The 15,799-nt window shown below is 50.9% G+C and carries 9 protein-coding genes; 6 read left to right on the top strand and 3 right to left on the bottom strand.

Annotated features, from left to right (window positions below; all coding sequences use genetic code 11):
• Genes S7335_RS21940 through S7335_RS27100 form a run of 3 tightly spaced genes read right to left on the bottom strand, consistent with a single transcriptional unit; the run spans position 1 to position 9,159 of the window.
• Positions 1-4,008 carry a filamentous hemagglutinin N-terminal domain-containing protein gene (locus S7335_RS21940; RefSeq protein ID WP_006458003.1) on the bottom strand — a complete coding sequence of 1,336 codons (4,008 nt, stop codon included), beginning with the start codon at positions 4,006-4,008 and terminating at the stop codon, positions 1-3.
• Positions 4,008-4,709, bottom strand: coding sequence for a pentapeptide repeat-containing protein (locus S7335_RS21935; protein ID WP_006457826.1), 702 nt, complete (start codon positions 4,707-4,709; stop codon positions 4,008-4,010). The genes S7335_RS21940 and S7335_RS21935 overlap by 1 nt, the downstream gene beginning before the upstream one ends.
• Positions 4,710-4,752: 43 nt before the next feature.
• Positions 4,753-9,159 (bottom strand): nitric oxide synthase oxygenase, encoded by a 4,407-nt coding sequence (locus tag S7335_RS27100; protein WP_006458277.1) that lies wholly within the window; start codon positions 9,157-9,159, stop codon positions 4,753-4,755.
• A gap of 404 nt (positions 9,160-9,563) precedes the next feature.
• Between S7335_RS27100 and S7335_RS21925 the strand changes: the two genes are divergently transcribed.
• From S7335_RS21925 to S7335_RS21910, 6 genes are all read left to right on the top strand, one after another.
• Entirely contained in the window at positions 9,564-10,976 is a 1,413-nt protein-coding gene (locus tag S7335_RS21925; protein WP_227500091.1) for a hypothetical protein, read from the top strand.
• An 82-nt stretch (positions 10,977-11,058) separates the two neighbouring features.
• Positions 11,059-11,187, top strand: a complete 129-nt coding sequence (locus S7335_RS29290; RefSeq protein WP_006458163.1) for a hypothetical protein — start codon at positions 11,059-11,061, stop codon at positions 11,185-11,187.
• Positions 11,188-11,219: 32 nt separating this feature from the next.
• Positions 11,220-11,384 (top strand): hypothetical protein, encoded by a 165-nt coding sequence (locus tag S7335_RS28095; RefSeq protein ID WP_157620625.1) that lies wholly within the window; start codon positions 11,220-11,222, stop codon positions 11,382-11,384.
• Positions 11,381-12,487, top strand: a complete 1,107-nt coding sequence (locus S7335_RS21920) for a TRAP transporter substrate-binding protein (protein ID WP_006457918.1) — start codon at positions 11,381-11,383, stop codon at positions 12,485-12,487. Before S7335_RS28095 ends, S7335_RS21920 begins: the two co-directional genes overlap by 4 nt.
• 3 nt (positions 12,488-12,490) lie before the next feature.
• Entirely contained in the window at positions 12,491-13,669 is a 1,179-nt protein-coding gene (locus tag S7335_RS21915) for a TRAP transporter substrate-binding protein (protein ID WP_006458350.1), read from the top strand.
• 25 nt (positions 13,670-13,694) lie between these two features.
• A complete protein-coding gene (locus S7335_RS21910; protein ID WP_006457991.1) occupies positions 13,695-15,779 on the top strand; it encodes a SpoIIE family protein phosphatase in 2,085 nt (694 codons plus the stop codon).
• Positions 15,780-15,799 lie beyond the last annotated feature (20 nt).

The raw sequence follows: 15,799 nt of genomic DNA, 5'->3' as shown, positions 1-15,799 counted from the left end.
TCAGCTCGCCTGCTCACCTAGGGTAGAACACTGTGACGCTGTGTGAAGGGCTGTTTCTAATGATCGCGCTGCTGTTAGCTGTACGCGTCCTAGCTCGTCAAAACGCCAGCTTTGTGCTTCTACTAGATCGGGCTCACTAACTGAATCGGTTATTGGCCTATCTAACCCTACAGCGTTCGAGAACCGCAGATCTTCTAGAACCGTTTCTCCTTGAATGAGCTGCCTAGGATCAGTAGGCAGGCCGCCGCGCCCGGTCACGACTAGCGTATTTGATTCATTTTCTGGCGCTGTACAGCGAACAACAACTTGGTCAGTGGCTGTGGGCTGTTCGGGCAGCTCTACTTGTGTCGGCTCTAGCGGAGGATTGATCAGCTTAATATCAACCTCGCCGTCTATACCCACATCGGAGCTAGCAGTAATGTCGCTATTTGAAGTGAGGCGATCGCGAAATTCAATTCCAAACAAACCGCGACTGGTAATGGCAATATTGCCACCGCGTCCTTCAAAGGCATTAGCGGAGATATCGCTATTCTCTGCTGGGACGGCTAAGATGAAGCCATCGCTAAAGATAATATTGCCGCCGTTGCCAGTAGAGCCTACTTGTCCAGCGGTTGTGGAAATCGTGCTCCCATTACGCAGCACGGCCGTATCTTCGATCCGTAGAAGAATGCTGCCCCCTTCTCCAGAGGCGCTAGTCGCCGTAATCGAACCTCGATCTAGCAATAGCGATCTAGCGCTAACGTCAATATTGCCAGCATCGCCTTCCCCCTCTCCGCTGACAGACACCGTAGCGCCATCGATGATACGAAGCTCTCTAGTGTTTACTAGAATATCGCCCCCTGTTCCCGCTGCCGTCTCAAACGAAGAAGCCAGTAAGCCACTAGCAATTCCTGTTGCTGTTGGATCGATTAGATCAACAGACTCCGAAGCGGTCACTGTCAGATTCCCAGCTTTGCCAGGACCGAACGTGGTCGTGATTGCCTGAGCCCCGCCACTAGCTCGCAGTCTGCTAGTGTTTAGCCTGATATCGCCCGCCGCTGCTTGGGCAAAGGTAGCCGTCGATAGTAGCGTGCTTTCTAGCTGCAAATCATCTGTAGCTGTGATATCAATATCGCCGCCGCTACCGCCATCTAACGTACTGGTGGTAATTAGCGCTCCATTACGAGCTGCAAACTGAGACGTTTCGATCAGAACAGAGCCAGCATTGCCATCGCCTCCAGTGACTGTCAGGATACCTTCGTCAAAGTCTTCTATCTCTAAGGTACCGTTGATAGCAGGCTCTATGATCTTTTGACTTAGGCTGTCAAAGCCGCTGCCGGAGACTTCTATTGAGTCGCTAGCTCGAATGTGAATATTTCCGCCGTCTTCTGCGGTGGCAGTAGAGGCGTTGATTTGGGCTGCGCTCAGCCGTAGGGTGCCAGCATCTATATCGATATCTGCGCCCGCGCCGCTGTCCGTGGTGGCCGTGACGATAGCGCCGCGATCGCTCACAATCAGCCTATCAGTATCGATGCTCAGCGGTCCGGCACTGCCCGCCCCAGAAGAATCAGAAGAAATAGCACTAAAAACGCTGCCGTCGCTAATCGTGCCAAACACCTCCACTAGCTCATCTGCTTGAATGCTTAACCTGCCGCCATCGCCAGAGGCAAACGCGCTAGCGCCCACAGTGCTCCCCCCTTCAACGCTCAGCTGGCGAGCTGTTACAGAAAGTTCGCCAGAGTCTGCCGGACCGAAAGAAGCAGTCGAGATCACCGCGCCATCAGTCAGTCTAATGTTGTTGGCTTCTACAGTAAGAGCGCCTGAGTTTCCGCCGACTGCGCCTGTGCCTGTAGACAGTAGGGCAAACCCCTGCAAGTTAATGTCGTCAGCGACTACCGAGAGATTACCGCCTTCGTCAAATACCGCAGAAGTCAATAGTCCCGCGCCATCTCGAATTGTTAGCTGGCCCGTATTCAAGCTGATGTCTCCAGCTTTTCCTCCGCCAAACGCAGTAGTAAATATCGAAGTCCCTTCTGTTACCAATTCAGTAAAAACGGCCTCAGCCGCCGCTGGACTCTCGCTTCTAATAAATTCACCAGGAGACTTACCCACAATCTCGACTGACTCAGTCGCTGTGATAGTCACGTTACCGCCATCACCCGTACTACTATCGTCTCCGTAGGCAAAAATGCCAAAAGCGCTGCTAAACGGAAAAACAAAGTCAGAATTGTTGAGAATATGTAGTCGTCCGGTGGTGACTTCTACATTACCTGCATCCGCAGAGCCATAGTCAGAGGCAACGAAGGCATTACTATTTTGCATAACGATATCCGTTGCGGATTCTAACGTTAGGTTGCCGGTAATGGCATCTTGCTCGAACCCCAAAAAGGCTTGAGACTCATCACGCGTTCTCAAAGCAACAGACGTTTGATTGAACGTAATTGAATCCGCAGAGAAAGTGACGTCGCCGCCAGTTCCATCTCCGACAATTCGACTAGTCAGACGAATATCTTCTGCTGTGAGCGCACCGCCGCTAGCAAAAGAGATGCGCCCCGAGAGCATGCCCTGAGAGCTGATGTCAGCGGGCATAGAGACAACCGGACCTGGAGAGCGAATCTCAAGGTCACCGCCTGCACTGACGGTGATATCTCCAGCTTGGCCAAATGTCTCTGTACTGAGTCTGCCATCGATGGCGATCGCCCCTTCTGTCCCTAGCTCAATATTGCCCCCTTGCCCAGCGCCATCTGCTAGCAAGTTATCGTTAGTAGCAATTGTCCCAGTTGCGCTGGTAAGTGTGATATTTCCACCAGCGCCTACCTCACTACGACTATCCAACAACCCTGCTGAAATATTGTCCAAAGCTGATAGCGTGATCGCACCGCCGCTAGTTGTCCGACTTCCAGTCACAATCGCAGCGTTGGCCGCATCTATCCCACTGGTTTCCCCGAAAGTGCCTGAGGTGATACTTGTTCTCCCTCCGTTGGTAAGAATCTGAGCGCCTGATCCCATAGAGAATTGAGCCGTACCTGGGTCGCGATCGCCGGGATTAACAGGCTGGTCGTTAATCCGAGCAGCGAAATCTCCTCCGTTTAGGAGAATGCTTTGGTTAGGTCCGATAGTGAGCGATCGCCCGGTTGAAAATGTCAGATCATTCTCAGTAGCAGTCGCGATATCATCTGCTATCGTGATGTCATTATCAGCTTGCAATGTGACGTTGTTCGTAAGAAGTGCAAAGCTGACGTCGTCGCCGCTGAGCGGTTCACCGTCTCGAATCACAATGTTTTTTGGATCAATTAGGAGGATACCGGTTTGGCCGTTATGCGATCGCGTATCCACTACTCCCGCTAGCTCAATCATATCTCCAGAAAGATCAACATATCCGCCTGGTGAAAGTATTTCTCCTAGCTGTCGAACCGTTCCTCCCTGTAGCGTCAGACTTTGTTGTTCACGAATACTCAGACTCGCTTGATTCTCGACTACGCTGTTTGGGCGACTGGCTCCATACTGAAGTCCTGGAGACAAACTAACGCTCAATAATGGTAGCGCTTTGGGTCGCACCGCACTAAACTCAGTCCCTTCTATCCAAAGTTGTTCTGCTGTTGTCGCTGCAAATGATCCAGATAGATCAAGCTGTGCGTTCTCTCCGAACAAGACACCATTGGGATTCATCAAGAACAAATTAGCCGACCCCTCGACGCCCAGTGTTCCTAGAATATTAGATGCCTGAGTGCCTGTTACTCTAGTCAAAATGTTCGCAATTCCATCAGATCCAACAAAGTAGATCCGCTGCCCTTCCCCTACGTTGAAGTCTAGGAAGCTGTGGAATAGAGCACTACCTCTTTCTGCTCCCCCTTCAACTCGAATGCGATCAAGGGTGTCTATCAGTCTAGACTGCTCTGCGCCAAGCGTTTGATCGGGGGTGATAGCGGTTTCTATCAATGGCGTAGCAGATGTCTTTAAAGTCGGGCCAAAACAGATTGCTGAGATGGCAGGAACTAAGACTAAAACAAACTTTAAGAGACTTTTCATCAAGCGATTAGGGTATCTTCATACCCTCGATCTGAAAAAATTGTACGAGTCAGGTGAGCGTGTGTAAAGTCCGTATCTGTAAGATCGCTCATAGACAGATTGGCCCCTCTTAGATTGGCCCCTTTCAAGCTTGTACCCCGAAGATTCGCACCGCTGAGGTTGGCATCTCTCAAGTTGACATTCTCTAGATTTGCACCGCTCAGATCGGCGCTGCTCAAGTCTGTGGCGACAAACTGAGCGGCCTGAAAATTTGCTGTGGACAGCGTTGTTTCTTTCATGCAGGCCCCGCTAAAATCAACCTGTGACGCCCCCACGCCCCAGAGGTTTGCAGCCTGAAAGCAAGCCTGTCGTGCACAAGCACCAGTCATTTGTGCACCGGAGAGTTTGGCTGCTGTAAAGTCTGCCCTGCTTAGATCCGCCGACTGGATATTTGCACAGCTAAAGTCAACGCCACTAAGGTTAGCGCCGCTGAAATCTGTCCAGAGTCCCTGCATCCAGATAGCTACGCTGCGACGCAGGTCTGCACCTTCAAAGCTGGCGCCGCTGATGTCGGCCCATATCAAATCAGCAAAAGCCAAGTTACTCTGACTAAAATCGAATCCACTCAAATTTGCCTGATAGAAATCGGCATGAGGCAGATCAATACGAGAAAAGTGACGCTGCGATTCTCTATACTTTTCCCAGAACTGTTGAAGGTGCATAGGGGTTGTGCGGATACGTAGTGAATGAAGAGAAAAGAGATTGCTACAAGTTGGCTAGCCATTTTTCGGCGCGAGCGTAGTTGTCTTTCTCCACTTGTTTGATGGCCTGTTTGAAGTTGAGAGTAACGCCCCAAACATCTGTTGAGAAACGTTTTTCGCTCTTCATGCGATTGAAGAAATCAACCGCTTCTAAGTGAGTCAATCCTCCTTCTGTCTTAGCAATTTGCATAAATACCTCAAACACATTGTCGGCCATCTTGGCGTCGCCGCAAACATAATAGTGACATTGTGAATGTGAAAGCTGTTGCCAGAGTGATCGCGCATTGTCTTGCATCAGATTCTGTACATACACCTTTTGCGCCGTTAGCCGCGAGAAAGCGACCTGCAAGTCGGTGAGAGTGCCCTGTTCTAGCCAAACTCTGAGCTGGTCTTCATACAAAAAGTCGTCGTGGTTACGACAGCCTGTATATAACGTGGCTTTACCGAGCGGTATCCCCTGACTGTTTAAATATTCCCTGTGCTGTAAGAAGGCAATTAGCGGCGAGATTCCAGTTCCAGGCCCAACCATCAGCAAAGGCGCGCTTGGATCGTTTGGTGGGCGAAAATCAGAGGTGTGAGTTTCTATGCGAACTAAATCACCTTCGCTCAATCCGGCTAGATAGTTGGAGCATAATCCCTGACGCGTTTTGCCAGCATCGGTTTGAATCTGCAACACGCCGACTGTAATCTGTAGCTTGCCCGGCTGTAGCTGCGGGCAAGAAGAGATAGAGTATAGCCTTGGCTTTTCTTTGGGTAGCACCTCTAGCAGCATCTCCAACGTGATTTGAGCAGAGGGAAACTCATCAAAGAGATCGGCGACGCTCATGAAGTTATCGCGCAGCATTTTGCGCAGAGCCGCGTTCTCTTCATGGCCGTCTTCAAGTGCTAGAATCTCCAACCAGGTCTCCAAACGAATCTTCTCTTCGGTGTTCTCAGCAGCCTGGTGCAAAACATTCAACAGTTCGCCAAAGGGTTCTTTAAAGGCTAGATCTAGATCTTCAGTCAATGCCTGCCCCACGGTTGTCGGCACGGCGATCGGCGGCTCGTCTTCTAGCTGCCTGCCATCAGGTAGGACGTACTTGGCGCTAAAGGCAGTGTCGGGGGAGAGACTAAGGCGATCGCATACTCTTAAGACCAGTTCCTCAGGGTTGTGAGGATGAACAGAGACGTGATCGCCTGTTTCATAAGCAATTTCTGTCTTTGCGGTATCGAACAGTAAATAGCGAGTGGAGCGGCTGCCAGGAGTGACTGCTTTGAGGAGTTCTTGGTTTGTAAGCACAGGGACTCGGCTGTGGCTGTGCTCAGCTTCCAAATTAAGGAGAGCGTGAGATTCAGAGTCAGCGAGATAGGTGACTTTTAGTTTGGAGGTAGTAGGGGTGGTGCTAGTGCTGTCGGCTCCGAGAATGCGAGAGATTAGGCTAAGCCATCGCTTGAAGGTGTCGGCTTGTCCTTTGATTTCGTCGCCTTTATGTAGGGGAACCACTGAGTTTGCGCCTGCTTTGGCTAAGGCCTTATCAAGGGTGATGCCAGCGGCGCAGAAGTGTTCATAGACGGTGCTGCCGATCCCTAGTACGGAATAGTTGAGGCCATTGAGCGTATCTGAGGGCTGTTGCTTTAGCCACTGAGTGAACTGTTGAGCGTTGCCCGGAACTTCTCCATTGCCGAAGGTAGAAGTAACCACTAACAACAGCTTTTCTTCGTCAAGAGTGTTGACGTTGTAGTCGTCTAAGGCCATCACCTTGGGATGATAGGCGCTAAGCTGACGAGCAGCGCGTCTAGCAAAGCCTTCGGCGGTTCCTGTCTCGGAGCCAAAGAGAATGAGAATGCGATCGCGCTGGTGGTCACTTTCATGCGTGGTTTGAACAAACTGTTCTAGATCGATATCGGCTTCAACGGCCCAACGGTCAGCGGCGTGGTGGTAGGCAGGCTCTAAGTAGAAGTCTCGCATCTGGTGATGCCATACAGGACAGGCGCTACCGCCAGCGGGCGGCACGACCCAGCCGTAGTCGGCAGGACATTCGCGGCCCGCTCTTTTCTCTCTTAGATCGTGGGCTAGAAACTGCTGGGCGGCTGACTGATGATCCACCATCGTCACTTTTGCTTTTTGGAATGAGTGCAGAACGGCGATGTTCATCTCTAGGGCAACGCGATCGCGCCAAAGCGTTTGCTCCGAGCTGGTATTTAGACCTAGCAGATTAGCGATCGCCTTCATCTTGCCGTAGCGCCCGCCTTCTAAAAAGTCACGAGCAATTTCGGTGCCCATATACCAGCCATTAAAAGGTAAACAGGCGTAGGTCACCCCGCCAATATCCATCCGAAAGTTGCTGATCGCCGGCACCGCATACCAGCGCAGTCCCAGCGTCTTGAAGTCTGGAATAGTCGGATGCTCAATTTCAACTTCGAGAATCTCTTCTGGCGCAAAGCTGTAGAGCCTGGGTTCGTGGCGAGGCACTTCGATCACCAGCGGCAAAATGTCGTAAGGACTGCGCGGCTCTGGCGGCTGCCAACCCATTTTTTCAATAATTTGATGGGTGAGTTCTAGATTGGCCGCATCGCCCATAATGCTGCCGTCTGGCATTTCGTAAGCGGCGTAGCGAATTAGCTGCGGATTCCAAATGCGCGGCCCCCAGCGCTCTTTGGGTAGCTTGGGCCGAAATACGGTCATAACAATCTGAATGTTGCCGCCGTTGGTGCCTAGGCGCAGATGTTCTTCTAATTCTTGGAACATTTCGTCTGGGTCGGTGACGTGGCGGCGATCGCGCACCACCATATTGCTCCACTGAATGCGGCCAATACACTTGGAGGTGTTGCGCCAGGCTAGCTGTGCGCCATAGGCCAGTTCTTCATAGGTATGGGTATAGGTGCCAGTCGCCTGGACTTCGGCCTTGATCTCTTGCCAGCGGCGCTCGCGATCGCTCTCCTCCCATGCCTGCTCATTTGCGATCACATCTAGATACTCACGCGCTTTCTTCAGCAGCCGTTCTTCGTTAAGCTTGGGTAGCTTAATCACGTTGCTAACCCGCGCAATTAGCACCTGCCACGCCTCCTTAAGTTGCTCGTCAAAGCCGGGTACGTACTTCTCAAACATCGAAATCATGACTTCTGAGATAGCCCCATAGGCAAAAGAAGGCACACCCGCATTTCCATGTAGTCGACCTAGATGTCGTAGCTCTTTCATCAGCCGCTCAGTGCTACCCTCTGCCAAGCAAAGAAAGATAAACTCTAGAGACTGAAATAGATGAGTAGATAGATAGTCCATATCGGCTCGACCGAAGATCGGCAGCACTTGCGGATATCTTTCAAATAAAGTTTGGTAGAACTCTACACCCATCTCATTCTTTCGAGGCGCAAAGTACTGCCAAGAATCGGCCATCTTCTGAACCAAGGCTGGCGGTAAGGCAGAGTCGTAACGATCACGTGCCGCCACCATTCCACCAATCACATGCGTATTAAAAAACTTGCACAGCGCAGACTTGTTACCTTTGGCTAGATCCTCGCGGTCGTATTCTTCTAGATAGGGAATTTGCGGCAGCATCCACATCCACACTTGCCGCGCCCTTAGCCAATGCTGAGGCTGCATACCAATATCGGCAAAGAGTGCGCCGTAGTCAGCGACTGTATCGAAAGCGTCCCCCTTCTCAGGCGGCACCCCCATCATTGGTTCCCAAACCACGTTTTCGGTATGCGGACACAGCTCACGCACACAGCAGTCAAACATCTCAAAAAAGTAGTCTGGTATGCTTTCAAAGGCTTCACCGAATATATAGTCCAGCTCGGGTACTTCAAGTAGCAGCCGCTTGAAAAAAGTCTCCATCTGTAGCTCTTTCCAAGCTCTGAGCTTGTTCCATACGTCCTTTACGATGACGGCTTCTGAGTAGGTCAGCGGGATGGCTTCTGGCAGTTCTATAGAATCATCACTCACTAGCGCCAAAGAAGTAGGTCTACGACTAGCGTTGGCTCGCGTCCCAGCTAAGCTGAGCGAAACAGCTTCACCGGATTGCGAAGTGTGATCGCTACAGGTGAACCTTGCGTTTAGCATCAGCTCAGGTGCTGCTGGCCAAGTCGCAACTGGCCGTGAGATCTCAACGCTACGCTGCTTGTCAAACAAATCCGCTGTTGTCACCTTAATGCTGCCTGCTTCATGCCAGGGCTGACCTAGCCCACCCTGACGATAGAACAGAGTAACCGTGAATAAACAATTACTAGGATGAGCAATATCGACTAACCAGCTTGGCTGTAAACGAGTCATTAGCTGCGTATTGGACTGTTCAGTGCCAGAGCAGGTGACGCGAACGTTAGCTTTGTACTTAAATTCATTGTTGCTAGGAATCCCACTAGCACAAAGTTCTACTAAACGGACAACAGAAAGAACGTGCGCTTCTACGGTAGGACGAGAGTCGTTGACAAGCATAGAAACGAAAAAGGATAGAAGAGCAAGCTGTAAGCGCTACTGTAGTGCTTTCTTCATGGTAGTTGCCAGCCTCTAAAGATTTCCACTATGCATATAAAAAGTAAGGACAGTAGATATATAAAACTACACCTAAATAAGTCACTTTCAGCACTAATTGTAAGCGCCAGTTGAAGAAAAGTAATAATACTTTTTACCTTCTTTTAGTTAGCTTTTGATGCACTTGAAACCAGCAAATATCTTTAGTACGAACAATAGGCTCTAACGGATGCAAGTCGTCAAAATCATTTCCAGTATCTTTAGCAAACATCGTCAATAATTCATAGCACTTTTCGCACTTTTTCGTTTTTTAACAGCACTTTTACACCTTTTCTCAAGCGTTATTTGGGGATACTATTCGCGCTACTATGGCCAAACCCTCCTTTCCTGAAATTTCTCCGATGCTATCCGAATCTTTTGACCAGCTTGTGCCGCAGTGGCGATCGCGCCCAGGCTATCTGAGCGCAGGTGGGTCGGAGTTTGAATCAATTCATATTCTGTTGGGCCGATTTCTAGCCGATCGCCATTCGCCTAATCCACTGGCAGAGCGGTCTGTGCTAGAACACAATTCGGCGTTTGAATGGGGGCAGGGTCAACCTCTAGAAAAGGTGATTGACTCGGCAGAGGTGTTAGAGGTTTTGCTGGCGCAGCCGCAGCTTTTTCGCAATGCGATCGCTATCGTCGAACCCTGGGAGCATGTTGGCCACAATCCGCTAGGTGAGCCCGTTCGCGCCTCGCTTAACGCCGCCTACATCACCCAAAAAGTTGCCGACTGCGACTCTGTTTTGTTTCCGCTGTGGGCTTCGGGATTACCAAAGCTGTCAAAGCTGGTACCGCTGATCAGCTCAGGCATTGCCATCATCGTCGAGGGTGGCAATGCTTCTGTGCGCGACGCCCCGAGCTTCGACAGTGCGAACTGCTCACACCATGAGCTGCTGCTGCTAACAGAAGAGATTTTGCTGGCTAGAAGCCCGACGAGTGCACCAGCTCTGTTCATCTGTTTGGGCCATCAGCTAGCTGCCCAAGCGCATATTCAATTAATTCGCCGGGCCGTTCGCGAGATTTTAGAAACAAAGGCGCTGTCCCAGGACAAGAACAATCAAGCACTGCAATCACTTTGGAGGATTGCTCAGAAGATTCAGTCGGTGGGTCAGTCGCTAGAAATTCGTAAGCGCAATGGTCGTGTTGTCGCCAATGGCTGGGCTGATACTGAGTTTGCGGTGGCTGAAAACGAATCCAAGGAAGTTGGCGATCGCCAGCTACTAAGCTACGGATCACCAGAGCTAGCCTCCGGCATTCCCGAAGAACTCATCGCCGCTCACGAGATTACCGCCGACGAGCACGAAGGGGTGATCGACACCTCAATTAAATACGAGCATGAGCTAAACATTGCCATGTTCCACTCGGATGAAGTCAACGAAGAAGCGATTCTGTTTGCAAACTGGGCCTATCGGCTAATTCACAATGTGCTGATTCCCTGTCGCCACATCGTTGCCAATAGTCCGCTCTCTTGGCTAATTCGGCTACCGGACGCAGTTGAAATTTTGTGTTCAACCGCTGAAGCAGGCAACATTGTGACTGAATGCTCAGCCACCTGTATCAACTATAAAGACTTTGAAACCAAGAAAGTTCGGCGCTCGTTTACCTGTCAGTTTCACCCAGAGCTGCTGTCGGATCTGCGAGCCATTGGACGGCGAGAGCCCCCTTCCTATGCTGAGCTAAAGCAAGACGACGGCGCAAGGCTATTTACCCGCCTGCTGTACGCCGGAATGCAGGAATAACTTGCAGGAAAACCAAGGTGGTCCTCTCGATTGGAAGATGGCTAGAGAAAGCGTAGATACCTCGATGAAGTGAGCATTTCGAATGTCAACAACAACTTTTTCACCGCAGCAAAGTGAATTCGAGCGGATCTATGCGCTGTTCGATGCTGATGGCAGCGACCATTCGTTTGAAGAATTTGTTCCTTTTCGGCTGGCACGATCACCGGGATAAAGCAAGCGTTTCCACTCGGCGACTAGGCTTGGATGTGGATTGATGCGCATGCGGATATTCACTTTCCTTACATAACCTCTTCTGACAATATGCATGTCATGCTGCTGGCGATCGCCACAAGTCACAACAACTTACCCAAACAAATCGACCTGGAATCACTCTATCGAACGGCTGCTGCTCACCTAAAAAATATATGAAACGACGAACGCTACTAAAAACCTCCGCCGTTAGTCTAGCTAGTACCGCCGCTGCCTGTAGTTCTCGCCAGCCGATGACGGTAGCGCCTGTCGCCGATCAGCCCGTTGTCAACTGGCGCATGGCAACGAGCTGGCCTAGATTCCTCAACGTGTTTGCCGGGGTTGATATCTTGTGTCAGCAGGTCAGCGATATGACCTTCGGCCGCTTCACGATTACCCCGTACGAAGGTGGAGAGCTAGCCCCGCCGCTAGAGGTGTTTGACGCTGTGTCAGATGATCGCGTGGAGTGCTGTCACACTGCGCTCTACTATTTTCTAGATAAAAGTCCGGCGCTAGCTTTAGGAACGTCTGTTCCTTTTGGGCTCAGCGCACAGCAGCAGAACGCCTGGCTCTATAGCGGTAGCGGCATAGAAGCGATTCAAAAGATCCTAACGCCTTTTGATCTAGTCTGGTTTCCAGCGGGCAATACCACTGGGCAGATGGGAGGCTGGTTTCGTCAGCAGATAGAATCTGTGGCCGAATTTGAAGGGCTAAAGATGCGGGTACCGGGGTTAGGGGGTAGGGTACTCAGCCGATTAGGCGCAGACATCAAGAGTCTGTCTGCTCAAGATATCGTTCCTTCCCTATTAGAAGGTGCCATCGATGCGGTGGAGTGGATTGGACCAAGTGATGATCGCACGCTCGGACTGCAAAAAGCAGCGCCCTACTATTACTATCCTGGCTGGTGGGAGCCGGGGACAAGCTTTGCGACGCTAGTCAACAGAAAACGGTGGGATGCGCTGCCGCTAGCCTATCAAGCCATCTTCAAAACGGCAGCAGCGGAGGCCAATTTAGCGACGCTAGCGCTCTACAATGCTAACAACGGAGAAGCCCTAGAGCGCTTTCGACTTGGCGGAACGCAGACGCTACCGTTTAGCCAAGAGATTTTAGAAACCTGTCGCCGGACTGCCTTTGAAATGTATGCAGAGATTGCCGCAGACGATCAAAAGTTTAGTGAGGTCTACGCAGGCTGGCAGACGTTTAGAGATCGGCTATACGCTTGGAATCGAGTGAGTTCTTTGAGCTTTAGTCAGTTTGCGTTTCAAACGACAGAGGACGCTTAGGCTATGCGGCGTAGAAAGCTAATCAAAAAAGCGGCGCTAGGGGCAGTGGGCTCAGCCACAGCAGGCTCGGTGGTTCAGACTCAGACGGCTAACCAAACGGCTGATCGAACGGCTAATCAAACGGCTGATCAAACGACTTCGCCCAATTCGACAGCAAAAATAGCAGCGACTCAGCCTGCGATCGAATGGCGGATGGCGACGAGCTGGCCAGAGGGGCAGGGCATCACGTTTCGCTCAGCGGTGGACTTTTGCGATCGCGTAGCTGCTATGACCGATGGCCAGTTCATCATTACCCCTTATGCTTCTGGAGCGATCGCCCCCGCCCTAGAAGTCTTTGAAGCGGTACGCTCTGGTGAAGTGGAGTGTGGCCACACCAGCAGCTTGTACTACATAGACAAAAATCCGGCCCTCGTCTTTGGCACTACTGTTCCTTTTGGGCTGACGCCCTATCAACAGTACGCCTGGTTCTATTACGGTGGCGGCGAGGCAGCGATGACCAAGCTACATGATCCCTTCGATGTTGTCGTCTTTCCGGCGGGCAGCGCGGGTATCCAGATGGGTAGCTGGACGAATAAAGAGGTAGAAACAGTCGCTGATCTAGCAGGCCTCAAGATGCGGATAACTGGCTTTGGGGCAAAGGTAATGCAGCGGTTAGGCGTAGAGACAGTGGCGCTAGCAGGCGATCAGATTTACGCAGCCCTAGAAGCGGGCACAGTAGATGCGGCCGAGTGGCAAAGTCCTCAAACTGACGAGCAGCTAAAGCTATATGAAGTCGCGCAGTACTGCTATTACCCAGGCTGGTGGGAGCCTGGGTCAACCTACAAACTAGTGATCAATCAGGCGCAGTGGCAGCAGCTACCCAAAGCCTATCAGAGCATCTTACGCTCGGCAGCAGCAGCGGCCAATCTCACCACGCTGGCAGATTTTGACGCAGCGAGCGGCGAAGCGCTACAGCGACTGGTTGATCGAGGGGTGAAACTAAAGCCCTACAGTATAGAGATCATGGAAGCCGCCCAGAGGACAACCTTTGAGCTGCTAGAAGAGAGTGCCCGTACGGATCCTACGTTCAAGGCGCTCTACGATCAGTGGCGACAGTTTCGCCGTCAAATTTTTCAATGGAACCAGATAAATGAGCTGAGTTTTGAACAGTTTTCGCTGCAAAGTCAATCTGCGAGCCTATAGTTTTCGTGTAGTGAGTGCCTTTCTTATGAATACCAATTCTTCCTCACTCAGGAAATATCTCAAACTTTCTCGGTTCGAGACTTCTCTACGAAACCTCAGAATTCGTCGTAAGTTGACCCTAGGATTTGGTTCGCTAGTGGCAATTACCCTATTGGTTGTGATCCTCAGCTTTATCGCGGGTCAGGTCGCGTCAACTAGTATCCAAAGAACGCAGCAGCTGCGGGTACCTACAGTGGTTGCTTCGGCGAGTGCTCAGGAGAATTTACTGAAGATGCTCTCAAACATGCGGGCGTATCTAGCCACGGGCGAACCAAAGTATCGCTATCGCTATCAGGAGACTCGGCATCAGTTTGAGGCGGATATTTCTCAGCTTGATCGGCTGTTTGGCGATCGCACGGCTTCTAAAACCTCTCAAGGCTCACTAGATCAGCTCGCTGCGCTAGAGGAGAACTACAGCCGCTGGCTAGAACTACCCGATCGGCTAATCGCGCTAAGAGATAACCTGTTAGACAATCAGCCAGCTCTAAAGCTACTCGACACCGAAGGGCAAAGAAGCATTATCATCATTCAACGCGAAATTACCCGCATGGTGGATGAGCAAGAGGGGCGATCGCCGTCTCGTACCAATACCATTTTGCTGCGAGACATGGCGGACTTTCAAAGTACGTTTTCGCTGTCGATATCGGCGCTGCAGAGCTATCTAGTGACGCGATCGCCCACCTTTCGCTTCGACTACAACACGACTGCCAAAGAAAATCAGCTGGCCCTACAGCAGCTCACCGCTAACCAGAGCGCACTGAGCGCGGCTCAGTTAGAAAGTCTAGGTGAGATTGTTCAACAAAGAGAAACTCTGTTTGCACTGCCTACCCGCATGTTTGAGATTGTGGAGAGCGACAGCTACCGCCAGGATCTACAGCTATTTCAAGATGAGGCAGAGCCAATCGCAGAGGTCATGTTAGAACAGCTAGGCAGCATCGTCGCCGATCAGCAAAATGTGCTCGCTAGCGAACTGCAAGCGGGTAGCCGTAGCCTTAGCTTAGCCCAATGGCAGACATTTCTAGGCGGATTCCTGGCACTAGGCGTAGGCATCTTCATGGTGCGGCTGCTGCAAAAGCAGATTGCCGATCCGATTAAACGACTAACAGAAGTAACCAATCGGATTCAAGGGGGCGATTTAAACGCGAAAGCCCCCGAAACTTCTGCTGATGAAGTCGGAGAGCTGGCCTATTCATTCAACAGTATGGCCAGACAGCTCAAAACTTTTCTAGATACGCTAGAAGATAAAGTTGCTGAACGAACTGCTGAGCTAGCGAGCGCCAACGACCAAATCACTGCTCTAAATGACAAACTCAAAGCAGAAAACCTGCGTATGGGGGCTGAGCTGGATGTTGCCAAGCAGATCCAACAGATGATCCTACCCAAAGCAGAAGAACTAGATCAGGTTGAAGGGTTAGATATCTCTGGCTTTATGGAGCCAGCAGATGAGGTCGGTGGCGATTATTACGACGTGCTGCAAACCGATGACATTGTCACCCTGGGCATTGGCGATGTGACTGGCCACGGGCTAGAAAGTGGACTGCTGATGCTGATGACCCAGACAGCGGTGCGAACCCTACAAGAAATTAGAGAATTAGACCCGGTAAAGTTTTTAGATACGCTCAACCGGACGCTCTATCACAACGTGCAGCGGATGAACTCTGATAGAAATCTAACCTTGGCTATCCTCAACTATGTAGAAGGCAAAGTCAGCATTAGCGGCCAGCACGAGGAAACGCTAATCGTGAGAGCTGATGGCAGCATAGAGCGGATCGATACGATGGACTTAGGTCTGCCGATTGGCCTAGATGACGACATTGTTGATTTTATTGATCATATCACCGTAGAGCTAGCGCCAGGAGACGGCGTGATTCTATATACCGATGGCATTCCAGAAGCCTATAACATGGCCAAAAAACAGTATGGTATGGACCGTCTATGTGAGGTGATTACTCAGAACTGGCAAGGATCTGCCGCTGCTGTCAGGCAAGCAATTGTTGGAGATGTAAGAAGTTTTATTGGAGAGCAAAAAGTTTTTGACGATATCACGCTATTAGTTCTTAAACAGAGATAATGCTTAATCAAGGCCAGAAG

Origin of the sequence: Synechococcus sp. PCC 7335 (assembly GCF_000155595.1) — a bacterium.
Classification (GTDB): Bacteria; Cyanobacteriota; Cyanobacteriia; order Phormidesmidales; family Phormidesmidaceae; genus Phormidesmis.
This window is presented reverse-complemented; position numbering and strand designations above follow the sequence as displayed.

What these genes read in the sequence shown, in the direction of transcription:
- S7335_RS28095 (WP_157620625.1), top strand. Translation starts at nt 11,220, where the DNA reads ATGTGGATTGATGCGCATGCGGATATTCACTTTCCTTACATAACCTCT.
- S7335_RS21920 (WP_006457918.1), top strand. Translation starts at nt 11,381, where the DNA reads ATGAAACGACGAACGCTACTAAAAACCTCCGCCGTTAGTCTAGCTAGT.
- S7335_RS29290 (WP_006458163.1), top strand. Translation starts at nt 11,059, where the DNA reads ATGTCAACAACAACTTTTTCACCGCAGCAAAGTGAATTCGAGCGGATC.
- S7335_RS21940 (WP_006458003.1), bottom strand. Translation starts at nt 4,008, where the DNA reads ATGAAAAGTCTCTTAAAGTTTGTTTTAGTCTTAGTTCCTGCCATCTCA.
- S7335_RS21915 (WP_006458350.1), top strand. Translation starts at nt 12,491, where the DNA reads ATGCGGCGTAGAAAGCTAATCAAAAAAGCGGCGCTAGGGGCAGTGGGC.
- S7335_RS21910 (WP_006457991.1), top strand. Translation starts at nt 13,695, where the DNA reads ATGAATACCAATTCTTCCTCACTCAGGAAATATCTCAAACTTTCTCGG.
- S7335_RS21925 (WP_227500091.1), top strand. Translation starts at nt 9,564, where the DNA reads ATGGCCAAACCCTCCTTTCCTGAAATTTCTCCGATGCTATCCGAATCT.
- S7335_RS27100 (WP_006458277.1), bottom strand. Translation starts at nt 9,159, where the DNA reads ATGCTTGTCAACGACTCTCGTCCTACCGTAGAAGCGCACGTTCTTTCT.
- S7335_RS21935 (WP_006457826.1), bottom strand. Translation starts at nt 4,709, where the DNA reads ATGCACCTTCAACAGTTCTGGGAAAAGTATAGAGAATCGCAGCGTCAC.